Origin of the sequence: Streptomyces silvisoli (assembly GCF_029269905.1) — a bacterium.
Taxonomy (GTDB): Bacteria; Actinomycetota; Actinomycetes; order Streptomycetales; family Streptomycetaceae; genus Streptantibioticus_A; species Streptantibioticus_A silvisoli_A.
On record NZ_JARJBC010000005.1, the window covers coordinates 121,987 to 144,155 of the forward strand.

The 22,169-nt window shown below is 71.2% G+C and carries 22 protein-coding genes and 4 pseudogenes; 13 read left to right on the top strand and 13 right to left on the bottom strand.

Annotated elements, in window-relative coordinates:
- Positions 1–25 precede the first annotated feature (25 nt).
- Both P3G67_RS10425 and P3G67_RS10430 read right to left on the bottom strand, forming a co-directional pair.
- Positions 26–487, bottom strand: a complete 462-nt coding sequence (locus P3G67_RS10425) for a hypothetical protein (RefSeq protein ID WP_276093172.1) — start codon at positions 485–487, stop codon at positions 26–28.
- Between the two features lie 596 nt (positions 488–1,083).
- A complete protein-coding gene (locus tag P3G67_RS10430; RefSeq protein WP_276093173.1) occupies positions 1,084–2,067 on the bottom strand; it encodes an alpha/beta fold hydrolase in 984 nt (327 codons plus the stop codon).
- Positions 2,068–2,143: 76 nt separating this feature from the next.
- Between P3G67_RS10430 and P3G67_RS10435 the strand changes: the two genes are divergently transcribed.
- Positions 2,144–2,983, top strand: a complete 840-nt coding sequence (locus P3G67_RS10435; protein ID WP_276093174.1) for a chitosanase — start codon at positions 2,144–2,146, stop codon at positions 2,981–2,983.
- A gap of 215 nt (positions 2,984–3,198) precedes the next feature.
- Here the strand turns inward: P3G67_RS10435 and P3G67_RS10440 are convergent, their stop codons facing one another.
- Positions 3,199–3,324: a hypothetical protein gene (locus P3G67_RS10440; RefSeq protein WP_276093175.1), complete on the bottom strand. Its 126-nt coding sequence runs from the start codon at positions 3,322–3,324 to the stop codon at positions 3,199–3,201.
- Positions 3,325–3,899: 575 nt separating this feature from the next.
- Here P3G67_RS10440 and P3G67_RS10445 point away from each other — a divergent pair.
- A complete protein-coding gene (locus P3G67_RS10445; RefSeq protein ID WP_276093176.1) occupies positions 3,900–4,355 on the top strand; it encodes a hypothetical protein in 456 nt (151 codons plus the stop codon).
- A 61-nt stretch (positions 4,356–4,416) separates the two neighbouring features.
- Here P3G67_RS10445 and P3G67_RS10450 read toward each other — a convergent pair whose 3' ends face one another.
- Positions 4,417–4,839: an HIT family protein gene (locus tag P3G67_RS10450; RefSeq protein ID WP_276093177.1), complete on the bottom strand. Its 423-nt coding sequence runs from the start codon at positions 4,837–4,839 to the stop codon at positions 4,417–4,419.
- Positions 4,840–4,994: 155 nt separating this feature from the next.
- Here P3G67_RS10450 and P3G67_RS10455 point away from each other — a divergent pair, with 155 nt between their 5' ends.
- From P3G67_RS10455 to P3G67_RS10470, 4 genes are all read left to right on the top strand, one after another.
- A complete protein-coding gene (locus tag P3G67_RS10455) occupies positions 4,995–6,014 on the top strand; it encodes an alcohol dehydrogenase (protein WP_276093178.1) in 1,020 nt (339 codons plus the stop codon).
- A 128-nt stretch (positions 6,015–6,142) separates the two neighbouring features.
- On the top strand, positions 6,143–7,267 hold the full coding sequence (locus tag P3G67_RS10460) for a site-2 protease family protein (RefSeq protein ID WP_276093179.1): 1,125 nt from the start codon (positions 6,143–6,145) through the stop codon (positions 7,265–7,267).
- 69 nt (positions 7,268–7,336) lie between these two features.
- Complete coding sequence (locus P3G67_RS10465; RefSeq protein WP_276093180.1) at positions 7,337–7,990, top strand: DedA family protein; 654 nt, start codon at positions 7,337–7,339, stop codon at positions 7,988–7,990.
- Positions 7,990–8,271 carry an acylphosphatase gene (locus tag P3G67_RS10470; protein WP_276093181.1) on the top strand — a complete coding sequence of 94 codons (282 nt, stop codon included), beginning with the start codon at positions 7,990–7,992 and terminating at the stop codon, positions 8,269–8,271. The genes P3G67_RS10465 and P3G67_RS10470 overlap by 1 nt, the downstream gene beginning before the upstream one ends.
- On the opposite strand, the gene P3G67_RS10475 is transcribed toward P3G67_RS10470, so the two are convergent.
- Both P3G67_RS10475 and P3G67_RS10480 read right to left on the bottom strand, forming a co-directional pair.
- Positions 8,268–8,438 (bottom strand): hypothetical protein, encoded by a 171-nt coding sequence (locus tag P3G67_RS10475; RefSeq protein ID WP_313879949.1) that lies wholly within the window; start codon positions 8,436–8,438, stop codon positions 8,268–8,270. The genes P3G67_RS10470 and P3G67_RS10475 overlap by 4 nt on opposite strands.
- A 214-nt stretch (positions 8,439–8,652) precedes the next feature.
- A pseudogene (locus P3G67_RS10480) lies at positions 8,653–8,931 on the bottom strand (steroid 3-ketoacyl-CoA thiolase); the annotation flags it as partial.
- Between P3G67_RS10480 and P3G67_RS10485 the strand changes: the two are divergent.
- A pseudogene (locus P3G67_RS10485) lies at positions 8,925–9,245 on the top strand (winged helix-turn-helix transcriptional regulator); the annotation flags it as partial. The pseudogenes P3G67_RS10480 and P3G67_RS10485 sit on opposite strands and share 7 nt — an antisense overlap.
- Positions 9,246–9,312: 67 nt before the next feature.
- Complete coding sequence (locus P3G67_RS10490) at positions 9,313–10,446, top strand: PP2C family protein-serine/threonine phosphatase (protein WP_276093182.1); 1,134 nt, start codon at positions 9,313–9,315, stop codon at positions 10,444–10,446.
- Between the two features lie 26 nt (positions 10,447–10,472).
- On the opposite strand, the gene P3G67_RS10495 is transcribed toward P3G67_RS10490, so the two are convergent.
- From P3G67_RS10495 to P3G67_RS10505, 3 genes are read right to left on the bottom strand one after another with little or no spacing between them, the layout of a single operon-like run.
- Complete coding sequence (locus P3G67_RS10495; RefSeq protein ID WP_269859108.1) at positions 10,473–11,522, bottom strand: NAD(+)/NADH kinase; 1,050 nt, start codon at positions 11,520–11,522, stop codon at positions 10,473–10,475.
- A gap of 51 nt (positions 11,523–11,573) precedes the next feature.
- A complete protein-coding gene (locus P3G67_RS10500) occupies positions 11,574–13,919 on the bottom strand; it encodes a glycoside hydrolase family 65 protein (RefSeq protein WP_276093183.1) in 2,346 nt (781 codons plus the stop codon).
- Entirely contained in the window at positions 13,916–14,659 is a 744-nt protein-coding gene (locus P3G67_RS10505) for an HAD family hydrolase (RefSeq protein WP_276093184.1), read from the bottom strand. Before P3G67_RS10505 ends, P3G67_RS10500 begins: the two co-directional genes overlap by 4 nt.
- A 243-nt stretch (positions 14,660–14,902) precedes the next feature.
- On the opposite strand from P3G67_RS10505, the gene P3G67_RS10510 reads away from it, so the two are divergent.
- Positions 14,903–16,717 (top strand): APC family permease, encoded by a 1,815-nt coding sequence (locus P3G67_RS10510; RefSeq protein WP_276093185.1) that lies wholly within the window; start codon positions 14,903–14,905, stop codon positions 16,715–16,717.
- A 3-nt stretch (positions 16,718–16,720) separates the two neighbouring features.
- Here P3G67_RS10510 and P3G67_RS10515 read toward each other — a convergent pair whose 3' ends face one another.
- Entirely contained in the window at positions 16,721–16,960 is a 240-nt protein-coding gene (locus P3G67_RS10515; RefSeq protein WP_276093186.1) for a hypothetical protein, read from the bottom strand.
- 99 nt (positions 16,961–17,059) lie between these two features.
- Here P3G67_RS10515 and P3G67_RS10520 point away from each other — a divergent pair.
- Positions 17,060–17,257: pseudogene (locus P3G67_RS10520) on the top strand (IS630 family transposase); the annotation flags it as partial.
- 73 nt (positions 17,258–17,330) lie between these two features.
- Here the strand turns inward: P3G67_RS10520 and P3G67_RS10525 are convergent.
- The gene (locus P3G67_RS10525) at positions 17,331–17,708 is read right to left on the bottom strand and encodes a nuclear transport factor 2 family protein (protein ID WP_269859113.1); all 378 of its coding nucleotides are present in this window, start codon (positions 17,706–17,708) and stop codon (positions 17,331–17,333) included.
- 188 nt (positions 17,709–17,896) lie between these two features.
- Positions 17,897–18,094, bottom strand: a pseudogene (locus P3G67_RS10530) (sensor histidine kinase); the annotation flags it as partial.
- A 252-nt stretch (positions 18,095–18,346) separates the two neighbouring features.
- Here P3G67_RS10530 and P3G67_RS10535 point away from each other — a divergent pair.
- Positions 18,347–19,096 (top strand): DUF4118 domain-containing protein, encoded by a 750-nt coding sequence (locus tag P3G67_RS10535; protein WP_276093188.1) that lies wholly within the window; start codon positions 18,347–18,349, stop codon positions 19,094–19,096.
- A 30-nt stretch (positions 19,097–19,126) separates the two neighbouring features.
- Here the strand turns inward: P3G67_RS10535 and P3G67_RS10540 are convergent, their stop codons facing one another.
- Positions 19,127–21,610, bottom strand: a complete 2,484-nt coding sequence (locus tag P3G67_RS10540) for a sensor histidine kinase (protein ID WP_276093189.1) — start codon at positions 21,608–21,610, stop codon at positions 19,127–19,129.
- A 304-nt stretch (positions 21,611–21,914) separates the two neighbouring features.
- Here P3G67_RS10540 and P3G67_RS10545 point away from each other — a divergent pair, with 304 nt between their 5' ends.
- Complete coding sequence (locus P3G67_RS10545) at positions 21,915–22,073, top strand: hypothetical protein (protein ID WP_276093190.1); 159 nt, start codon at positions 21,915–21,917, stop codon at positions 22,071–22,073.
- Positions 22,070–22,159, top strand: coding sequence for a K(+)-transporting ATPase subunit F (gene kdpF, locus P3G67_RS10550; protein ID WP_276093191.1), 90 nt, complete (start codon positions 22,070–22,072; stop codon positions 22,157–22,159). Before P3G67_RS10545 ends, kdpF begins: the two co-directional genes overlap by 4 nt.
- Positions 22,160–22,169 lie beyond the last annotated feature (10 nt).

The window sequence follows — 22,169 nt, forward strand, 5'->3', positions numbered from 1 at the left end:
CACGCCAAGGCCGTTCGGCGGTGGATCACCCCGTGGCGGGTCGCGGACGCGGCAGCGGGAGGTGCTTCGCGCGGTGCGCCTTGGACCTGCGCTTGGCCTCGCTCAACGCGGTGCGCAGCCCTTCCTCGACCAGCTTGACCTGCTCCAGCATCGCCCGGGCCCAGTCCCGCTCATGGGTGTAGAGCTCGGAGGCCTGCGGCAGGCGCGCGTCGTGCCCCGACAGCGAGTCGGTCAGGTCACGCAGCCCGGCCTGCATCGCATGGACATCCGCCTCCAGCCACCGCCGCACCATCGAAGCCAGCTCCACCGGGTGGCGGTGCAGCAGTTCCTCGTGCCACCAACGGGCTGGGGCCAGGTCGAACAGCCAGTTCTTGGCCGACTGCTCGAACTCCGGAGAGCCCGGCGGACGGACCGAGCCCGGCCAGTTCACCGGCGGTCGTTCGGGTCGGTAGGGGAACGGTTCCGGCTGCGAAGAGGAACGTGCCATGTTGTGCTCCCTGGAGGATCACCTCACTGCTGAGGCGGTGTGTGCTGATGACGCGGGGGACGAGGAGCGGCGGGCGCGGGAGGCGCTCCTCGCACACTTGGGACCAGGATCTTTAGCGGCTGTTTTTCAGCGAACGATATCTACTCGCTGGTATGCGCACAAGGTTCCGAATTGCCGCAATCGCTGCCGTTGGGGGCAGCGCGGTGTGCGGGGGGTGCGGTGAGGTGCCGGGGCATGATTGGCGAGAGCGCGCCCGCCGGGTTCCGGAAGGCCTTTTCGGCCCGAGGAGTTCCCCGAGCGGTACGCCCGCTGGCGGTAGTTCGACCAGGCGATCAAGGCGGCCGGGGTGTTCCTCGCCGCGTCGGGCTGGTCAAGCCCGACGTGGGCGCGGCCGTCCCGGGGTGCGACCGGTGAGACGCGGATCACATTGGAAGCGGTCCACCGACACGGGCAGTTGTCCGCCTCGATCCCGGCGGCCACCACCGCGGAAGCGCTGGCGCTGCTCGGTCCGAACGACTCCTAGGGGCGCGACCGAGGAGGTGGCGACAGTCCCGAACGGGGCGATCCCCGATCCGGAGCGGCCCCGGCCGAAGGTGTCAGCCCAGCGCCGTCACCGCTGCGGCGACCCGTTCCGGGTCGGAGATCATCGTCAGGTGGCGCCCGTCGGGGATCAGGGTGGGCGGTGGTGCTCCGATGCGGGCCGCGGTCTGGGCGGGGGCCTGGGGGGTGAACACGTCGTCCCGGGAGCCGAACACCACGGCCTTGGGGATGTGTACGGCACGCAGCCGTTCCAACTGGTCGGCGGGTAGGCCGGGCACCCCCGCGTCGAGCAGGCCCCACAGCGCCGCCTCTGCGCCCGGTACCTGAAGCGGCCGCCGCCACACGTCCACCCCGGCGCGGTCCAGCCGTGGGCACCTGGGGCCGCACTGTGCCTCGTACAGTCGCCGGACCAGCGCGTCGGAGCCGAGCCCGAGCCGCAACAGGCTGGTGCGGTACGGGTCGATCAGCAGGTACCGCAGCGCGGACGGCGCCCCCGCACCGGTGTTGAGCGCGTCCCCGTCGAGCAGGACCAACCCGCCGATGCGCCCGGGGGCCCGCAGTGTCGCCTCCGCGACCATCGCCGCACCGCTGGAGTGGCCGACCAGCACGGGACGGTTCAGTCGCATCGCGTTGAGGAAGCCGAGCAGTTGCCGGGTGAGGTGGTCGACGGTGTAGGGGCCGCGCCGCTCGCTGTATCCGTCGCCGGTGAGGTCAAGGGCGTACACCCGGTGGTCGCGGGCGAGCAGCGGGGCGAGCCGGGACCAGGTGTCGACCGACTCGAAGGCGCCGTGCACCAGGACGATCGGCGTCCCGGTGTGCCCCCACGTCTGGTAGCGGGTACGGATGTCCGCCGCCTGCACGTATCTGAGCCCGGACGGAGGCGCGGCGCGGCCCGCCGTGGCGGCGTTGTAGCCGAACGACGCGACGGTCACCGCGATCACTAGTCCGGCGCAGGCCAGGGCGGCGCGCCGGAACCAACGCGTCAGCCGCGGACGGCGCCGGGCGGGTGCCGCGCCGCCCGTAGTGGTTGACGTGGACATGGTGACCCCTTACGGTCCTGGCCTAGTTAGGAAACTTTCCTAACTAGCGGGAGTCTCGACCACAAGGGAGATTCGCATGACACGCACCGTGCTCCGATTCCTGGTCCCGGTATCCCTCATCGCGGCGTTCGGCACCGCGATGACCGTGCCCGCGACGGCCACCGCCACCGCGAGGCCCGGCACCGACCAGCAGACGATCTACATGATGGACGACATCACCGCCGTGTTCGAGCAGAGCGCCAGTTCCCCGCGGTACGCCAACATCGAGAACGACAACGACGGCTGCGGCTGGACGGCGGGCTGGATCGGCTTCTGCACCGCCACCGGCGACATGCTGGACCTGGTGAAGCAGTACGACGCCGCCGAGCCCGACAACGTACTGGCCAAGTACACCGCAACGCTCCAGCAGTTGGCGGATGCCGGTAGCGACGACACCAGTTCGCTGGGCAGTGCCTTCCCCGACGACTGGAAGCAGGCCGCGCAGGACCCGGCGTTCGTACAGCTGCAGCTCAAGGTGGGGCATGACACCTACCTCACCCCGGCACAGGACCTCGCGGCCAAGGAGGGCGTCAAGACCAACCTCGGCCTGGAGAACCTCTTCGACACCGCGCTGATGATGGGGCTCGGCCCCGACGACTGCGACGGCATGGTAAAGATCGCCAGCGAGACCGACTCCGCGCTCGGCGGCAACCCCGCGTCCGGCGTGGACGAAGCCCGGTGGCTCTCCCAGTTCAACACCATCCGCCAACAGCACATGACCAACCCTTGTACGCCCGGACGGCAGAACGACTGGCCGCAGGCCGTCGACCGCTCACAGGCGCTGCAGCAGCTGGCCGATCAGGGCAACTGGGACCTGACCGCACCACTGACCGTGGGCGCCGACTTCAACATCACCATCACCGACCCGCACGACTGAGGCGTCGTCCCGCCGAGGCCGGATCACCGCCGGTCGCGGCGGGATGTGAAGCACGGCCGAACTCGGGGGAGTTGAACGGAACCCAGCAGCGCCCGGCCCTCCACGGCGGCTGCGGCGGACTGTCCGTGCCGACCCGGGGCGCGGTGGGCCTGCGCCATGTGGAGGAGCGTCTGCCCCTCCCAGTACCGCTGACACATCACACGGAAGACACACCGTCAGCGGCCCCGCCCCCGGGCCAGGCCCAACACCTCCGCCTCACCATAGGAGTTCGCGTCGGCGCGGAAGTCGGCCAGCGCCGTGCTCGGCAGGGTGCCGCTCCCCTCGTGACGGCCACAGCCCAAGGCGATCACCCCGCGCAGTCGGTGCGCACAGCCAAGGCCGATCGGGGCCTCTGCGGCCGCGGCGAGCAGCCGGGCCTCACCTTCCGCCTCGGCCGACCTGGAGGGCGAGCCGGTACTGACCGCACGATTCCGCGATGTCCAGCGCGGCCGCGCGATCCTCCACGCGCTGCGCGCGACGGACTGACGGCTGTCGCCCCGTGCGTTCCGAAAATCCGCCAGCGCACGCGTCCGTGTGGCCGCCCAACTCGGCGGAACCCGCCGTCGGCCAGGCGGAATCGGTGGGCGGAATCGGACGAACGGGCGATGCGGGACGGGAGTTGGCGGGTCTGGGCCAATGGTGGCGGGACTCGCTGGTCCGGTCCCGTGCGCGGGCGCCGCGCGGTGCTGTGGGGGTTGAGGCATATGCGTACGGCACTGGCAGGAAAGTGCCGCTCACTGCGCAGCGATCACGCCAGTCTCAATTTCCCACTGTAATCGGAGACTTGCACACCGTTACCGTTGCGGAGTTCGTTTCCACCGCTTCGATCCAAAGGATCCAAAGGAGACGTATGCGCACGTTAGCGCCCTTAGGGCGGATGGTAGCCGTAGCGGCCTCGGGTCTCGTGCTCATCGCGATGCCCCTTCTCGCCGCACCGGCGCAGGCGGCCCCGGCCCCGACGGCCGGCCATCAGGTCACCGTCAACCGGCCGATGGACGACAGCTTCTTCCTGGCCGGCTCGACACTCCAGCGCAACCAGGCGTGGACGTCGGGCAACGGCCGTGCCGTGCTGCGGCTGCAGCAGGACGGCAACCTGGTGCTGTACAAGGACGGCCGCGCCGCGTGGCAGGCCGTCGGCGCCTGGCCCAGCGGCTCCAGTGCCGTGATGCAGGCCGACGGCAACTTCGTGGTCTACGCCGCCGACGGCAGCCCGCTGTGGGCCTCCGGCACTTGGGGGTACTCGGGCGCCTACCTGGCGGTGCAGGATGACGGCAACGTCGTCATCTACACCAGCGCCGGCGTCCCGATCTGGGCGACCGACACCGGAGACTGACGCACCGTGGGCTCCCCGTGGCGGCGGCACCCCGCCGCCACGGGGAGCCCGCAGGCCGCCGTCACCCGCGGTCGGTTTCCAGCGCCGCGCGTACCCGGGCCGCCACCTGCGCCGCCTCCCCGTCCGAGGCGTAGCGGTGTCGGGGCCAGAAGAAGCCGCGCAGCCCGTCCTTGGGGTTGCGCGGTACCACATGCACATGGAAGTGCGGAACCGACTGGCTGACCCGGTTGTTGGCGGCGACGAACGATCCCGCGGCTGCCATGGCGCGCTCCACCGCCCCTGTGACCAGCCGGACCCGGGCGAAGAACGGCCCAACCTCGGCCTCGGGCAGGTCGGTCAGCGTCTGGGCATGCTGTCTGGGCACCACCAGCACATGCCCGGGGAACAGCGGTCGGGCGTCCAGGAAGGCCACCGTCGTCCCGTCCTCGAAGACCCGGTGGGCGCTCGCCTCACCGGCAGCGATCGCACAGAAGATGCAGTCCACGGCGAACAGTCAACTACGCCTGCCGCTGACCATGCGTCCTCCGGTCGCCGAGCCCGCGCAGGTGCGCTCTCATGGAGACGTGGCCTGTGCGCGAAGTGCCAGGGCACCTCGGCGCACGGCTGCTTCCCCGCACCCCCTCCCCGTTGGAGGATGCCATGAACTCCATGCGCGTCGCCCAGGCCGCAGCCAAGGGCGGAAAGCTGGAGGTCGTCGAGCGGGAAGTGCCGCAGCCCGGGCCCGGACACGTGCGGATCACGGTCGAGGCGTGCGGTGTCTGCCGCAGTGACGCGGGGTTCATCGACGCCGTCTTCCCTGGCGTGCGGTTCCCGTTGGTGCCCGGACACGAGATCGCCGGACGGATCGACGCGCTGGGCGACGGTGTGGCGCAGTGGCAGGTCGGCGACCGGGTGGGGGTGGGCTGGTTCGGCGGCTCCTGCGGGCACTGCCTGCCGTGCCGGCAGGGTGACTTCATCGCGTGCGTCAATCTCAAGGTGCCTGGCTGGGCGTATCCCGGCGGCTACGCGGACGCGATGGTCGCCCCGGTCGACGCACTGGCCCGGATCCCGGACGGACTGACCCCCGTCGAGGCGGCGCCGTTGGGGTGCGCGGGCGTGACGACGTTCAACGCGCTGCGGCGCAGCGGTGCGCGCGGCGGGGACCTGGTGGCCGTGCTGGGGGTGGGCGGTCTGGGGCACCTGGGCATCCAGTTCGCCGCCAGGCTCGGCTTCGAGACGGTGGCCGTCGCCCGCGGTACGGCGAAGGAGGAGCTCGCCCGCGAGCTGGGCGCGCACCACTACGTCGACAGCCAGGCCACCGATGTCGCCGAGGCGCTGCGAGGGCTCGGCGGGGCGCGGGCCGTCCTGGCCACGGCTGCCGACTCCGCCGCGATGGCGGCCACCGTCGACGGGCTGTCCCACCGCGGGCAGCTGCTGGTGATCGGAGCCACCCCGGAGCCACTGGAGATCTTCCCGCTCCAGCTGATCACGGGCGGGCGCGGTGTGCGGGGTCATGCTTCGGGGACCGCCCAGGACGTGGAGGACACCATGCACTTCGCCGCGCTCACCGGCGCGCGGCCGATGGTGGAGACCATGGCACTGGACGACGCGGAGGCGGCGTACCAGCGGATGCTCAGCGGCCAGGCCCGCTTCCGCATGGTGCTGACCACCGGCGACTAGCCGCCCGGGGCACGGTGGGGCTCGCGGCTCGGCCATGCGCCCGGGAACCGGGGTTCCCCGGGCGCGCCCCATTCCATGCGGAGGGCGAAGCTTGAAGGGCGGGGGTGACGCCTGCCTGAAGGAGCGGGATGAACGGCTCCGTACTGATCGGGAAGATCTTCGGGATACCGCTGCGGGTCCACTGGAGTGTGCTGGTACTGGTGGTGCTGCTGGGGTACGGCCTGGGGCGCGGCACGATTCCCGCGCTGGCGCCGGGCCGGGGTACGGGTGTCTACACGCTGGCCGCGCTGCTCGGTGCGCTGGCCCTGCTGGCGAGTCTGCTGCTGCACGAGTCGGCCCATGCGGTGATGGCCCGCCGACGCGGTGTGGCGGTGGAGGACATGACGCTGTGGGCGCTTGGCGGGGTCACCCGGATCGGGCGGGCCGAGACACCGCGGGCGATGCTGGTGATCTCCGGCTGCGGCCCGCTGGCCAGCCTGCTGCTGGCCGGAGTCGGCATCGGCGGTGCGCTGGCGGTACGGGCGGCGCTGGGCTGGAACGTGGCGGCGGCCGTGCTGTTCTGGTTGGGCTGGGCCAATGCGCTGCTCGCCGGGTTCAATCTGCTGCCCGCCGCCCCGCTGGACGGCGGGCGGATCGTCCAGGCCCTGCTGTGGGGGCGCACCGGGGACCGGGAGCGCGCGGAGCGGGCCGCCGGGCGAAGCGGGCAGGTGGTGGGCATGCTGCTGGTGGGGTTCGGCGTCGTCAGCTTCTTCTACGGTTCGGCCACCGGGCTGTGGCTGGCGCTCATCGGTTTCTTCCTGTCCGGCACCGCGGGCGCCGAGGCCCAACGCGCCACCCTCAGTGCCGCGCTGCACGGGGTGCCGATGTCCCGTGCCATGTCCGCGCCCGTGGTGACCAGCCCGGAGTGGCTGACGGTCAGCCGGTTCCTGGACGAGACGGAGTCCCAGCGGCGCCACTCGGTGATACCGCTGCTCGACTTCGACGGCCGGCCTTCCGGCCTGGTGACGCTACGGCAGCTGGCCGCCGTGCCGGGGTCGCAACGGGACCAGGTACGGCTGCGCGACGTCGCCACCCCGCTCTCCCGCTGCACCGTCGCCACCCCCGACGAGGCGCTGCTGGACGTGTTGAGCCGGGTGTCAGGCCCGCCGCGGATCCTGGTCGTGGACGGCGGGCACCTCGTCGGCATCGTCACCGCGCACGACGTCTCGCGCCTCACTCACCTGCTGAGGGACCGGCACGACGCCCCGCGGTGAAAGATCGCCATCGCGCTGTACGCGGCCTAGGCTCTGGGCCATCGCCCGCTGACGAGTACGGGGAAGCGCATGGATGGCTCGCCGCAACTGCCTGGCGTACTGGCCGACTTGGCCCCACTGCTGGACCACTGGGGCTATCTGGCGGTCGGCGGCCTGATCTTCCTGGAGGACTTCGGCGTTCCGGTACCGGGTGAGACCCTGCTGATCGCCGCCGCGGTGTACGCGGGCGCGGGGCGGCTGAACATCCTCGTGGTCGCGGTCGTAGCATTCGTCGCCGCCGTCTGCGGCGACAACGTCGGCTACGCCATCGGCCGGTTCGGCGGCCACCGGCTGGTCACCCGCTTCGGGCGGTACGTACTGCTGACCCCCGAACGCCTCGCCAGGGCCGAGGAGTTCTTCGCCAGGCACGGCGGAAAGGTCGTCACCGTCGCCCGATTCATCGAGGGCCTGCGGCAGGTCAACGGCATCATCGCCGGTCTGGCCGAGATGTCCTGGCGGCGGTTCCTGGTCTTCAACGCGCTGGGTGCGGCCCTGTGGGTCGGACTGTGGGTGACCGTGGGCGGCCTCGCGGGCCAGCACATCAACACCCTCTACCCGGCGATCCAGCGCTATGAGCTCTACCTGCTGGCCGCCCTCGCGCTACTGGTGGTCTTCCTCGTCGTCCGCCGCTGGCACCGCCGCGCGTCCGCCAAGAAGTCGGACGGCGGGCGGAGGATGGAGTAATGATCCGTAAGAGAGTCATCGTCTCGGGGGACGTGCAGGGCGTCTACTTCCGCGACACCTGCCGCCGTACCGCACTGGAACTCGGCGTGGCGGGCTGGGTGCGCAACCTCCCGGACGGAACCGTCGAGGCGGTCTTCGAGGGCGAGACCGGCGCGGTGGAACAGATGGTGGCCTGGTGCCACCACGGTCCACCACTCGCGATCGTGGACCGGGTCATCGTCCACGACGAGGCGCCCGAGGGTCTCGTCGGCTTCGAGATCCGCCCAACCCCCTCGGGTTAGGTGACCGGCCCCACGGTCCGGCGGTAGGTGGCGCCCCGGTCGATGATGTCGGCCCAGCGGTCCCCGTGGACGTTCCGAGTGATCCCCGGCTCCCGCAGGAAGTCGTGCGGGAGGCCGAGCGACACCGCGCTCACCTCGTTGAGCCGTTGGACCACGAGCGGGTCCACGCGCCCTCGACACTGGCGAGGTTGTCGGCGGGCTGGCTCTCCTTGGTGGCGCCGATGATCGGATGGCCCCAAGGCTCAACTCGCTGACGCGTAAGCCGGTTTTGCCGAACAGTGTGTAGCGCACGGTGTTCCCTTCGGTCGGAGCGCGCCTCGGAGGCGGTGTGCTGGAGCACGCTCCAGGGCAAGGGCGCCCCGTGACCTCGCTGAGCTACCGTCAGATTGCTTCGAGTAGCGCCGCGTTGGCGAGGCCGCCCGCCTCGCACATGGTCTGCGGGCCGTAGCTGGTGCCGCGTTGCTCCATGGTGTGGACGAGGGTGGTCATCAGACGCGTGCCGCTGGCGCCCAGTGGGTGACCCAGTGCGATCGCACCGCCGTTGACGTTGACCTTCGCCGGATCCGCGCCGGTCTCCCGCAGCCAGGCCAGGACGACGCTGGCGAACGCCTCGTTGACTTCGAACAGGTCGATGTCCGCCAGCCGCAACCCGGCGCGACGTGCTGGCCACCCGGCTGCGCCGACTCGTGGAGGCGGGGGTGCTGGAGAAGCTCCCGTACAGCGAGCGGCCGCGGCGCTTCGAGTACCGCCCCACCCCGGCGGGCTGGGAGCTGCAGCCGGTACTGCTGATGCTCATGAAGTGGGGCGACCGGCACCTCGCCGACCGACCGCCGATGGTGCTGGAACACGCCTGCGGCGCCGACCTGACCCCGGTCGTGGTCTGCGGCCACTGCGGTCGGCAGGCCGACCAGGGCACTCTCACCCCACACGTCCTGGCCCCCGGCTGGACCCGCACCGGCCCGGCCGCCGACTGAGACACGCGGCGCCGCGGATCAACGCCTGCGGCGGCGCCCAGCGGCGATATGGATGCAAGCTGGGGACATGCCCCTTCGGCCGATCCGCGGAAGTCCACGCACCTGGCAGCCCGGACATGCGCCAGCGCTGGTCGTGATCCCGTTGGCGCTCATCGCCGCGGTCGTCACCGCCGACCTGCTCGCCCCGCCGCACATCCATCTGGGCCCGCTGCTGGTGGCGGCCCCCGCGGTCTCGGTCGCGTTCGCCGGCGCCCGGCTCACGTCGCTCATCGGGTTGCTCGCGGTCGGGGCGCAGATGCTGATCGGGGTGTACCGGGAGTCGCTGACCTCGGCCAACATCGACGCCCAGATCGCCGCGCTGGTCGTGGTCTCCGCCCTGCTGGTCGTCTTCTGCCTGGTACGGGACCGGCGCGAACGGCAACTGCACCGGGTGCGGTCGGTCGCCGAGGCCGCCCAGCACGTGCTGCTGCGACCGCTGCCCCGGCGCAGCGGCCCGCTGCGGATCGGCTGCCTGTACCTGCCCGCCGAGGAGGAGGCCGAAATGGGCGGCGACCTGTACGCCGCCGCCCGCACCCCCACCAGCACCCGGCTGCTCATCGGCGATGTGCGCGGCAAGGGACTGGCCGCCATCAGCCATGCCGCGCTGCTGCTCGGCGCCTTCCGTGCCGCCGCCCACCGGCTGGCCACCCTGCCCCGGCTGGCCATCCATCTCGACGGCGCCACCCGCTGGGACTCCAGCCAGTGGCGCTCGGCGTCGGACGAGGACACCGACGAGTTCTTCGCGACCGCGATCTTCATGGACATCCCCGACGACGAGTCGGTCGTCCACATGATCGTCTGCGGCCACCCGCCCCCGCTGCTGTTCCGCGACAACGAAGTGACCACGCTGCGGCCGAAGGCCAGCCATCTGCCCATCGGCCTGGGGGGAATGGTCGACGCCATTGAGTACGAGGTCGAGACGTCCCCGTTCGAGACCGACGACCTGCTGCTGTTCTACACCGACGGGGTGATCGAGGCCCGTGACGCGAAAGGGCGCTTCTACCCGCTCGCCGAACGGGCGGCGGCCTGGGCCAAGGACGACCCCGACGAAGTGGTCCGCAAGCTCCGCGACGACCTGCTGGACCATGCCCAGGGCCACCTCGGCGACGACGCGGCCGTGATCGCCATCCGCCGCGGCGGCCCCGCCACCAAACCGCCGTAACCGTAGAGGAGTTGGCGTGCCCCCGGTCACGTGTCGGGCGGCGGGGGCAGTCGTAGGTGCGCCAGGTCCGCGGGCACCGGCGCGGCCGGGCGGATGAACGGCGGGGCCTGGTCCGCCGACGCGGGCGCGTCGGCCAGCCGGAAGCGGTCCCTCAGCCGCCGGTAGAAGTCGGTCTGGCCGAGCCGCAGTAGCCGCAGCCGGGCCGGAGCCTTGTAGGCGGCCACCCAGTCGCCGGGGTTCAGCACCCCGCGCAGCTGGCCGTCGATGCTGACCGCCACCTGGCCGGACTGCGGCAGCACCCGCACCGCGATGGCCTCGTCCGCCGATGCCACCACGGTGCGGTCGAACGCCATGTGAGCGGCGACCGGGGTGAACACCACCGCGTCCGTGTACGGCGAGACGACGGGCCCCCCGGCCGCGAAGCTGTACGCCGTGGAGCCGGTGGGGGTGGCCACGATGACCGCGTCGGCCGAGTAGGCGGCGAGCAACTGGCCGGTGATGTAGACGCCAAGGCTGGCCTGCCGGTCCCGGGCGAGCTTCTCGAAGACCACGTCGTTGACGGCGATGACGTCCAGCGCGACGCCCCAGCCGACCTCCTGGTCACTGCGGGCCTTCGGCGGCGGCAGGGCGGGGCCGCGTGCGTAGCACAGCAGCGCCTCCATGCCGATCGGCATCTCCAGCGGGCGGGACGCCCGCAGCGTGAGCATCATGCGCTCCTCGACGGTGGCCCGCCCCTGGTACACCTCTTCCAGCGCGTCCAGCACCTCGTCCGCGGTGGTCTCGGTGAGGAATCCGAGACGGCCCACGTTCACGCCCAGCACCGCGGCGCCGTTCTTGGCCGCGATGCGCGCACCCCGCAGGAACGTGCCGTCGCCGCCGAAGGTGACGATCAGGTCGGGGTGCCCGGCCGCCGCCGCCTCCTCCTGGCCGCTGCGCCGCGGGATGTCGCTGCGCCACACGTCGATCTCGGTGCAGGGGATACCCCGGTCCGCACACCAGGCGCGCACGGCGCCAGCCGCCGCGACCGCTACGGGGCGCGCCTGGTGGACCACTAGGCCAAGCCGGTTGACAGCCATCGTCGTCTCCACGGTAGAGCCAAGCGGGCCACGCGGCGCGCCGGGCGCGCCTCACTCACGGCGGACCGGCCGGCGGCCGGGCGGCTGCTCCGGTTCCGGGCGCGTCGTGGTGGGCGCGAGCGGCCGGGTCTGCGGGCCCTTGTCGGAGACGGTGACCATCTCGTCGCAGTGCCGGATCTCCAGCGGCGCGCCCTCCAGCAGGGTGTATGTGGCGGACGCGTCGGTGATCTCGACCCGTAGCCGCCGCCCGCGCATCTGCACCGCGAACGCGAGCCGCCGCAGCCGCTCGGGCAGCCGAGGCGCGAAGCACAGCACCCCGTCGCGGTGCCGCATGCCGCCGAAGCCCGCGACGAGGGTGAGCCAGGTACCGGCGAGCGAGGCGATGTGCAGCCCGTCCCGGGTGTTGTTCTCCAGGTCGTGCAGGTCCATCAGGGCCGCCTCCGACAGGTAGTCGTAGGCCAGCCCCAGGTGGCCGACCTCGGCCGCCATCACTCCCTGCACGCACGCCGACAGTGAGGAGTCCCGTACCGTCAGTGCCTCGTAGTAGTCGAAGTTGCGCGCCTTCTGCTCCTCGTCGAAGGCGTCACCGCGCACGACCATCGCGAACACCAGGTCCGCCTGTTTGACCACCTGCTTGCGGTACAGGTCGAAGTACGGGAAGTGCAGCAGCAGCGGGTACTGGTCGGGCTGCGTACCGTCGAAGTCCCACACCTGGTGGCGGGTGAACCCAGCGGACTGCTCGTGCACGCGCAGCGCGCTGTTGTACGGCAGGGTCATCGCGTCGGCGGCGTCGCGCCAGGCGGCGGTCTCCTCGTCGTCGACCCCCAGGGCGGCCCCCTCCTTCTCGTGGCGTTCCACGGCGCTGGCGGCGGCCCGCAGGTTCAACTGGGCCAGCAGATTGGTGTACAGGTTGTCGTCCGCGATGGCGCTGTACTCGTCGGGCCCGGTCACCCCGTCGATGTGGAAGCGGCCGTGCGGATCGTGGTGGCCCAGGGAGTGCCACAGCCGCGCGGTCTCCACCAGCAGTTCCACGCCGGTCTCCCGCTCGAACTCCTCGTCGTCGGTGACCGCCACATAGCGGGTCACGGCGTACGCGATGTCCGCGTTGACGTGGAAGGCGGCGGTTCCGGCCGGCCAGTAGCCGGAGCACTCCGAACCCTCGATGGTGCGCCAGGGGAAGGCCGCTCCCTTCAGGCTCAGTTGGCGGGCGCGGTCCCGGGCGGCCGGCAGCGTGGACTGCCGCCAGCGCAGCGCGTCGGCCACCGTGTGCGGCGCGGTGTGGGTGAGCACCGGCAGTACGAAGCTCTCGGTGTCCCAGAACGAGTGCCCGTCATAGCCGGAACCCGTCAGGCCCTTCGACGGAATCGCCCGCTGCTCGGCGCGCGCTCCGGCCTGCAGTACGTGGAACAGGGCGAAGCGGATGGCCTGTTGGATCTCCTCGTCGCCGTCGATCTCGACGTCACCGCGCGCCCAGAACTCGTCCAGGTAGTCGCGCTGCTCGTCCAGCAGCCCCTGCCAGCCCGTGCTGCGGGCCGCGGCCAGCGCGGCGTCCGTCTGGTCGCGCACAGCCGGCCGGGAGCGGCCCCCGGACCAGCCGTAGGCGACGAACTTCTCCAGTCGCAGCGTCTCGCCGGGTGCCAGCTCGGAGGTGACGGTGAGTCGGCCGATGTGCCCGCTGCTCTCGCTGGCGGACTGGGTGGACGGCGGCCCCTGCACGATGTGGTCGGCGGCCGCCGCGACCCGCAGCCCGCTGTGTTTGGTGCAGTGCAGCAGCCGCATCCGCATGCCGTCGGAGTAGTGCTCCTCCGGCATCAGTGGGGACTCCAGAACGGCGGAGACCCGGGGGTCGCCGGTGGTCTTCGGCAACTGCTCGTTGGCCACGAGTTCGGACTGGACGACTATCCTCACCTTGGCGTCCAGCGGCTCCACCTCGTAGGCGACGGCCGCCACGGAGCGCTGGGTGAGCGAGACAAGGCGGGTGGAGCGCACCCTGATGGTGGTTCCGGCGGGCGAGGTCCACTCACACGTGCGGTGCAGGAATCCGCCGCGCAGGTCCAGGACGCGTTCGTGGGAACGCAGCCGCCCGTAGCGCAGATCGAACGGTTCGTCATCCACTAGCAGCCGGATGATCTTGCCGTTGGTCACGTTGATCATGGTCTGGCCGGACTCCGGAAAGCCGTAACCCGCCTCGGCGTACGGCAGCGGATGCACCTCGTGCACGCCGTTGAGGTAGCTGCCGGGCAGGCCGTGCGGCTCGCCCTCGTCCAGGTTGCCGCGCCAGCCGACATGCCCGTTGGACAGCGCGAACACCGACTCGCTCTGCGCGAGTACGTCGAGGTGCAGGCTGGTCTCGCGCAGGCGCCAGGGCTCGACCGCGAACGACGGGTGGCTGATCATGCGTGGTCCTCCAGTAGCTCCGCGAGGTCGCGCACCACGATGTCCGCGCCGTGTGCGCGCAGGGCGTCCGCCTGGCCGACGCGGTCCACGCCCACCACGTAACCGAAGTGGCCGCCGCGACCCGCGTCCATCCCCGCCAGGGCGTCCTCGAACACGGCCGCCGCCGAGGGCTCGACGCCCAGGTCGTGCGCGGCCTCCAGGTAGGTGTCCGGGTGCGGCTTGCCCGGAAGCTTGCGCTCCGCCGCGACGATGCCGTCGATGCGCACGCCGAAGCACTTCTCCATACCGACCGAGACCAGCACGTCACGGCAGTTGGCGCTGGAGGAGACCACTGCCGTGCCCAGCCCGGCGGCGCGCGCCGCCTCGACGTAGCGGACCGAACCCGGATATGCCTCGACGCCCTCGGTACGGATCTTCTCCAGCAAGAGCTCGTTCTTCCGGTTGCCCAGACCCCGCACGGTCTCCCGGTCTGGCGGGTCGTCATCGCCGCCCTCCGGCAACTCGATGCCGCGCGAGGCGAGGAACGTCCGCACACCGTCCGCCCGCGGGCGACCGTCGACGTACTCGTCGTAGTCGGCGACCGCGTCGAACGGGCGGAAGCCCGGCCCCTCACGGCGCCGCAGGAACTCGTCAAACGTCGCCTTCCACGCGGCGGCGTGCACCACCGCGGTCTTCGTCAGCACACCGTCAAGGTCGAACAAGCACGCCCGGATGCCGTCCGGGAGACCGATCTTCGTCATGGAACGCGCGTGCCCGCGCCCCGTCCCCGGCATGCCTGTCACCGGCCCGGGCCAGCCGGACGCCGGAGAGTTGTCAGCCATGCCGACGAATCGGGCACCGCCCTCGGCGTACGGCGGACCTGGCCGCCGCCGTGGGTTTTCCACAACCCGGCAGGGGAAGCGGCGCGTTAGGAGTCACCGGCCAGGCGGCGCCGTCACACTGGCCCGGAGGCGGTTGACGACGAGAGGTCAGGTGAGGTCTCCGTGACGTTTGGACTGGCTCCCCGCAAGGCGCAGCCGAGGGTGCCGTTGCGCCACGGCGAGGGCGACAAGTCCCGTCTGACCAGCGTCGAGGGCCTGGCCGCGCTCTCCCTTGACGCGCTCAGCTCGGTGGCATACGGCCCCGAGGCGATCGTCGTCGTCCTGGTCGCGGCCGGGACCGGAGCGCTGACCGCCGCACTCCCGATCACCCTGGTCATCACCGGCCTGCTGGTGGTGCTCACCATCTCCTACTGCCAGGTGATCGCGGTCCACCCGGACGGCGGCGGGGCCTACGCGGTGGCCAAGAAGAACCTGGGAGCCCGGGCCAGTCTGCTGGCGGCGGCGAGCCTGGTGGTGGACTACGTGCTGACCGTGGCGGTCAGCCTCGCCGCGGGCGCGGGCAGCCTCGCCTCGGCCTTCCCCGTGCTCGGCCACCATCTGCTGGCCGTCTGCCTGGTCGGCCTCGCCCTGCTCACCGCCGTGAACCTGCGCGGCATCGCGGAGAGCGCCCGCTTCCTGATGCTGCCCACGGTGCTGTTCATCGTGAGCATCCTCGGCATCGTCGTCGTGGGCCTGCTGCGCTCGCATCCGGCCGCCAGCGTGGGTACCGCGCAACCCGTCCATGCCTCCGAAACCCTCGGCCTGCTCCTGCTGTTGAAGGCTTTCTCCTCCGGATGCTCCGCGCTGACCGGAGTGGAGGCGATCGCCAACGGCGTACCGGCGTTCCGCGAGCCACGCGTCAAACGCGCCCAGCACACCGAGTTGATGCTGGGCACACTGCTCGCCGTGATGCTCGTCGGCCTGTCGATCCTGATCCGCCGCGACCATGTCGCACCACGCGGGGGAGTGACCGTACTGGCCCAACTGACCGCCGGCGCCTACGGAACCGGCTGGCCGTACTACGCGAGCAACCTCATCGCCACCCTCGCCCTCGCGCTGGCCGCGAACACCAGCTTCGGCGGACTGCCCGTGCTGATGAGCCTGTTGTCCCGCGACAACAGGCTGCCGCACGTGTTCGGCCTGCGCGCCGAACGCCCGGTGTACCGCTACGGAGTGGGGGCCCTGGCGCTGCTGGCCGCCGCGCTGCTGATCGCGGTGGGCGGCAACACCCAGCGGCTGATCCCGCTGTTCGCCATCGGGGTGTTCATCGGCTTCACCATCAGCCAGGCGGGCCTGGTACGGCACTGGGCCAAGGAGCGCCCGGACGGCTGGGTGCCCCGGGCACTGATCAACGGCACCGGCGCGGTGCTCACCGCGGTGGCGTGTCTGGTCCTGCTCACCACCAAGTTCATGGCCGGCGCCTGGGTGGTGGTCATCGCGGTGCCGCTGCTGATGCTGCTGTTCACCCGAATCCACCGGTACTACACGGTCGTTGGCGCCGAGCTGGGGCTGGGCCGGATTCCCGGCAGGCCGATCGAGGGCAGCAGCCTGGTCATCGTTCCGCTGGGCGAGATCAGCAAGCTCGCCCAGGCCGCGATCAGCGCCGCCCTCGCCCTCGGCGGCGAGGTCGTCGCACTGTCCGTGCACACCGACCCCGACAAGGCCGAAGCGCTGCGACGCAGATGGCAGGAGTGGAACCCGGGCGTTCCACTCGACATCGTCGACAGCCCGCAGCGCTCCCTGGTCCAGCCCATCGTCGACTACGTACAGCACGCCGCACGCGACGGCAGAGTGGTCACCGTGCTGATCCCGCAGGTCGAACCCCGCCACCGGCGCTACGAGTTCCTGCAGAGCCAGCGCGGCCTCCTGCTCGCCACCGCCCTGCGCTACCGCACCGACGCGGTCGTGAGCGTCCTGCCGTACCGGTTGAGCGTATAGCGGCTACGGCGTTGCGGTGAGCCGCTCCACCAGCCAGTCCGCGCCGTGCAGATCGATGCGGGCGCTGAACTGCCGTGCTGCGCCCAGCCCTCCGCAACGCTGCGCCAGGGGCTCGATGACGTACGGATTCAGCTCGTCCCAGTCGATCCGGTACGGGCCGCTGACCGTCGCCGTGGCCCGGATCCTCGTTTCGTGCGCGGCGCTTACGGCGGCGTAGAACCCGCCCAGGCTGAGCCCGATCACCCCGATCCTGGCGGCATCGACACCGAGACGGCCCTCCAGCGCGTCGGTCTCGCCGACGACTGCGGCATCACCGAACGGGTCGGCGGCCCGAACCTCGGCCTGCCGCACTTCACCCTGGCCAACTGCCACCACCGCAGCCACCCCGCGCAAACCCAGGCCCTGCACCGCTACCTGCGCTGGCGCAACGCCAACGCCCGCCACCCCGACGTACTTGCCGCCCAACGCAAGGAACGCGCCTGCATCCGCAGCGAGAAGGGCATCCGCTGGGGCGGACGCCCCCTCAACGCCGCAGCCTGACCGACCGCGAACCGCAGCCCCCGGAGTACCGAAAGGGACAAGTTCACGAGAAGGACAGCGACAGAAGGACGACTCAGGAGGCGGACGGCTCGATCTCCCCCGCAAAGACGATGACCTGGTCGATGAGGCTCCGCCGCAGATGGACGACGTCCGTTCCCGCCAGGCGGGGGCCTCCATCGGGCGTGGTGAAGACCCACTGGTACCGGGCCCACTCATCAGGCATGTCCACCGCTGAGCAGCGCACCATCGTGCCGGTCCCCGCCGGGTGGCGCCGGATGTCCAGCACGAACCGCTCGACCGCCGCGATTCCTTCGCTGCGACCCAACGGTCCCCAGAAGACCACGTCTGAGGTCAGGGCCTGGGAGAGCAGGGCAGTCACATAGCCGTCGTCCGAGGCGTTAAACGCGGAAATGAACGTGTCGATTGCGGAGCGTGCCGTCTCTTCCTGCATGCCCCAGTAATACCAGCCTTGCGCGTGCGCTCGTCCCGCGAGCCGCCTTCCGATCACGGTGGACCGTCCCGGTCACAGCACTAGACGCGCTGCTAAGGGCGTTCACCGAGACGGCGGGCAGTAGCAGATGGCTGGAGTACGACCGGGACGACTGGCTGCCGGAGGCGGGCGCCCTCACCCCGCTCGTCTCACGCCGGGACGGGGTGCTGTAGCGCGGGCGCGGCGGGCAGCGACACCACCATCGTCAGGCCGCCGCCCGGCGTGTCCTCGGGCAGGAGGGTGCCGCCCATCGCCTCGGTGAAGCCCCGGGAAAGCGCGAGGCCGAGTCCGAGGCCGGTGGTGTCGTCGGTGTCGCCCAGCCGTTGGAAGGGTTCGAAGGCCCGAGGAAGACCTTCAGCCGACCGGGCCGGGTATCTGGCGGGTCGGCGGCGACATCGCTGTTGGCCACCGGGAACTCTCCTCGATCCGTACGGTGTCTCTTTGTCCATATCGTGGCGCCGCCAGGACCAGCTCAAAGGGGCGGATCGGCGATGTTGACACGATTCTGACCCCCGGGCGTGCGGTCGGCCCGCCATGACCGGCTCGCCGGTACGCGCCAGGTCAGCGACCCTGTAAGCAGGGAGACGGGAGGTACCGCCATGCGTCGCTTCCTGCACAGGGACCTCGCCGCGATCGTGGCCGGGCTGGTGGCTCCGCTGGCCGTGGCCGCGGCGCTGGTATCCGCCCGTGCGCACATCTCCAACACCGACGTGGCGCTGGTACTGGTCGTGGTCATCGTCGCGGTGGCCGCCATCGGACACCGCGTGGCGGGTGCCCTCGCGGCGCTGTCGGCCGCCGCCTGGTTCGACTTCTTCTTCACCCGGCCGTACGAGCGGTTCGCCATCACCAAGTCCGCGGACATCCGTACGGCGGTGCTGCTGCTACTGGTGGGCCTCGCGGTCTCCCAGCTGGCGGCGCGGGCCAGACGGCTGAAGGTGATCACGATCACCGACGCCCAGTACCTCGGAGCGATCCACGCCACCGCGGCCCGGGCGCAGACCGCGACCTCAGCGGCCCAGGTGGTCGACCAGGTCAAGCGGCAGCTGAGCGAACTGCTCCAGCTGCGCGACTGCCGCTTCGAGTACGGATCACTGCTGGGCCACCCCGCGCAGCTGCGACCGGACGGCAGTGTGCTGGTCGGGCGCCGGAGCTGGGACGTCGACCAGCAGGGGCTGCCGGACGAGGAGATCGAGCTGCGCGCGTTCGGCAACGGCCGCTACCTCGGCCGGTTCATGATGCGTCCGGCACAGGGCGCCAAACCACCGCTACAGGCCCGCCTGGTCGCGGTCATCCTGGCCGAACAGGCCGGATCGGCCCTCGACACGGCGGGAACGACGCTGGAGGACTAGCCAACTCCTTCTGCGACCAGCCCCGTTGGCTCACCCGCCGGGGTGGGCCGAGGTCGGGAACGTCAGGGTCACGGAGAACGCGGGGCCGCTCGTCGCGGGCTCCAGGGTGCCGCCCATCGCCTCCGTCAGGTCACGCGCCAGCCGCAGCGCCAGACTGTCCGACCTGGCGTCAGGGGCGCTGGCCCGGGACGTGTTGTCCACGATGCCGTCGGTGACCCGGATCAGCAGCCGGTCGGGCAGTACTTCGGCGGTCAGCGTCGGAGGTCGGCCCTCGGGGCTGTGCCGCAGCGCGTCCGCGCTCAGGGCCGTGAGGGTGCGGGTCAGCGCGGCGGCGTCGGCGATGACGTCGGGCGTCCGCTCCGGTAGTTGGAGCAGGATGGTGTGGCGGCCGGGACCGAGGTCGTCCAGGGCCGCCGCCAGCACCTCGTCCAGGTCGACCGGGCGCAGGTACAGTTCGAGCGCCCCGGCGTGCAGGCGGCCCAACCGGTCGAGGTCGGCGACGAGTTGGACGGCCCGATGCACCGCCGACAGCGCCGCGTCGAGCAACTGGTCCCGCTCCGCGGCCGAGGCGGCGGGCTCCCGTAGCCGCGCCAGCGCCGTCTGAGCCGAGTGCAGCGGGGACCGCAGATCGCGCCCCGCGGTCATCAGCAGTGAGGTACGGGTGCGTTCGGCCGCGGCCCGGTTGTCCGTCTCGGCGGCGCGCCGGGCCAGTCGGCCGTGAACGTGCGCCAGTCCCAACTGCGCCGCGCACGCGGCGAGCACCCGCTGGTCATCGGCGCTCAGCGGACGGCCGCGCGCGGCCAGCGTGAGGTCGTCGGTCACCGGACTCTCGACGTCCGCCTCGTACGGACGCTCCGCAGGACGCTCGCCCGCGCTGGCTACCACGTACCAGCGCGGCCGCGGTCCGTTCGCCCGGTCGCGTTCCAGGAGACTGACCGCGGTTAGGCCGAAGTACTCACGTACCAGTTCCAGCAGGGTGGGCAGGTTCTGCCCGTGCATCATGGCGGTCGCCAGGCGGCTCAGGGCGCGCGCCTCCGTGGTGGCCCGCAGGGCCTGGTACGTACGCCGGGCGGCGGTCCCGGCGGCCGTGCCGACGAGCGTGGCGGTGACGATGAACACGACCAGCGCCACGACGTCGTTGAGGCGCTCGATGTCCAGCGAGTGCACGGGCGGGGTGAAGTAGTAGTCGGTCAGCATCCCGGCGGCGACGGCGGCGATCAGCGCCGGATACAGGCCGCCGACGAGCGCGATCACCACGATCGCCAGCATGTACAGCACGAGGTCGATGGCGAGACCGAGGTGGCCGCGCAGTACCACCAGCACGGCGGTCAGCGCGGGCAGCAGCAGCACCGTGGCGGCCATCGCCGACCAGTAGCGGCGCGGCCCGGTGCCTCGGGCCGGGTGCGGTGGCCGCACCAGCGGGGTGGCCGCACCGGCCGCCTCCTCGTGGGTGACGATGTGCACGTCGATGGGGCCCGAGCCGTCGATGGTGCGCTTGCCCACTCCCGCCCGCAACAGTGAGCGCAGCCGGCCCCGGCGGCTGGCGCCCAGCACGATCTGGGTGACGTTCTCGGCCTGGGCGAACTGCAACAGCGCCTCGACGATGTCCTCGCCGGTGGTCTGGTGGTAGCTGCCGCCCAGTGCCTCCACCAGGGTTCGCTGCTCGGCCAGCGCCGCGGGGTCGGCGTCGGCCAGCCCGTCGCTGGGGACGACGTGCACGGCCAGCAGTTCACTGCCCGGCGTCTTGGCGGTGATCCGGGCGGCCCGGCGGATCAGCGTCTCACCCTCCGGGCCACCGGTCAGACCGACCAGGATCCGCTCCCGGGTCTCCCACGGCGCGGCGATCCCGTGCTCCGCGCGGTACCGCTGCAGCCCCTCCTCCACCCGGTCGGCCAGCCACAGCAGGGCCAGTTCGCGCAGCGCGGTGAGGTTGCCGACCCGGAAGTAGTGGGTGAGCGCGGCCTCGATGCGGTCCGGCGGGTAGATGTCCCCGTGGGCCAGCCTGCGGCGCACCACCTCTGGCGGCAGATCGACCAACTCGATCTGGTCGGCCCGCCTGGCCACCTCGTCGGGAAGCGTTTCCTGCTGTCTGATCCCGGTGATCTGCTCGACCACGTCGTTGACGGACTCCAGATGCTGGACGTTGAGCGTGCTGACCACGTCGACGCCCGCCGCCAGCAGTTCCTCGACGTCCTGCCACCGCTTGGCGTTGCGCGATCCCGGTACGTTGGTGTGGGCCAGCTCGTCGACCAGGGCGACCTGCGGGAGGCGGGCCAGCACCGCGTCCAGGTCCATCTCGGTGAAGTCGCTGCCGCGGTACCTGAGGCTCCGGCGGGGGACGGTCTCCAGGCCCTCGGCCAGGGCCATGGTCGGCCGCCGCCCGTGCGGTTCGAACAGTCCGATCACCACGTCGGTGCCCTGGGAGCGCAACCGCTGGCCCTCCTTGAGCATGGCGTAGGTCTTGCCGACCCCGGGGGCGGCCCCGAGGTAGATCCGCAGACGCCCACGCGCCATTGGCGTGCTCCCGCCGACTCATCACGATGCGTAACCGTGTCCCTGGCACTCCCATGGTGCGCCCGAGCGGGCTTCGAGGCAGTGTTCGAGTCGTACCGCGTGTCCGGAATTCACAGCGAATACCCAGGTGCCGAACAGTGTGCTCAGCCACCGCTCAATGGCTTGACCACTCAATCGGCTGCGGCGTGTCAAAAGCTCATCAGGGCGCCGCTCGATAGCGTCAGAGCTCCGCTAACGGGGGTCGTCAGCGGGGGCCGGCAGCCCTTCGCTGAAAGGGCCGGTTTCAGCCGACACCGCCCTCGGCTTGAGCGCCCCCACTTCTTCACGCCGCGGCCGAGCGGTCCCGTACCGTCATCTGCTCCGCGGGGGTGTGCCGCACATGTCGGACCTTCTCTTCATCGGCCTCATCATCGTGGCCTTCGCCCTCATCGGGCTGGCCGCCAAGGGGGTGCGGCGGCTGTGAGCGTCGAAAACATCGTGGGCCTGATCGTCGCCGTGGGCCTTGTGCTGTATCTGGTGTTCTGCCTGATCTTCCCCGAGAAGTTCTAGTCGCCTCGAC

Excerpts from the sequence above, each read along its gene's own strand:
- P3G67_RS10430 (WP_276093173.1), bottom strand. The coding sequence starts at position 2,067 with ATGTCCACGTCAACCACTACGGGCGGCGCGGCACCCGCCCGGCGCCGT.
- P3G67_RS10435 (WP_276093174.1), top strand. The coding sequence starts at position 2,144 with ATGACACGCACCGTGCTCCGATTCCTGGTCCCGGTATCCCTCATCGCG.
- P3G67_RS10445 (WP_276093176.1), top strand. The coding sequence starts at position 3,900 with ATGGTAGCCGTAGCGGCCTCGGGTCTCGTGCTCATCGCGATGCCCCTT.
- P3G67_RS10425 (WP_276093172.1), bottom strand. The coding sequence starts at position 487 with ATGGCACGTTCCTCTTCGCAGCCGGAACCGTTCCCCTACCGACCCGAA.
- P3G67_RS10460 (WP_276093179.1), top strand. The coding sequence starts at position 6,143 with ATGAACGGCTCCGTACTGATCGGGAAGATCTTCGGGATACCGCTGCGG.
- P3G67_RS10535 (WP_276093188.1), top strand. The coding sequence starts at position 18,347 with ATGCGTCGCTTCCTGCACAGGGACCTCGCCGCGATCGTGGCCGGGCTG.
- P3G67_RS10465 (WP_276093180.1), top strand. The coding sequence starts at position 7,337 with ATGGATGGCTCGCCGCAACTGCCTGGCGTACTGGCCGACTTGGCCCCA.
- P3G67_RS10470 (WP_276093181.1), top strand. The coding sequence starts at position 7,990 with ATGATCCGTAAGAGAGTCATCGTCTCGGGGGACGTGCAGGGCGTCTAC.
- P3G67_RS10500 (WP_276093183.1), bottom strand. The coding sequence starts at position 13,919 with ATGATCAGCCACCCGTCGTTCGCGGTCGAGCCCTGGCGCCTGCGCGAG.
- P3G67_RS10540 (WP_276093189.1), bottom strand. The coding sequence starts at position 21,610 with ATGGCGCGTGGGCGTCTGCGGATCTACCTCGGGGCCGCCCCCGGGGTC.
- P3G67_RS10490 (WP_276093182.1), top strand. The coding sequence starts at position 9,313 with ATGCCCCTTCGGCCGATCCGCGGAAGTCCACGCACCTGGCAGCCCGGA.
- P3G67_RS10455 (WP_276093178.1), top strand. The coding sequence starts at position 4,995 with ATGAACTCCATGCGCGTCGCCCAGGCCGCAGCCAAGGGCGGAAAGCTG.
- P3G67_RS10505 (WP_276093184.1), bottom strand. The coding sequence starts at position 14,659 with ATGACGAAGATCGGTCTCCCGGACGGCATCCGGGCGTGCTTGTTCGAC.
- P3G67_RS10495 (WP_269859108.1), bottom strand. The coding sequence starts at position 11,522 with ATGGCTGTCAACCGGCTTGGCCTAGTGGTCCACCAGGCGCGCCCCGTA.
- P3G67_RS10525 (WP_269859113.1), bottom strand. The coding sequence starts at position 17,708 with ATGCAGGAAGAGACGGCACGCTCCGCAATCGACACGTTCATTTCCGCG.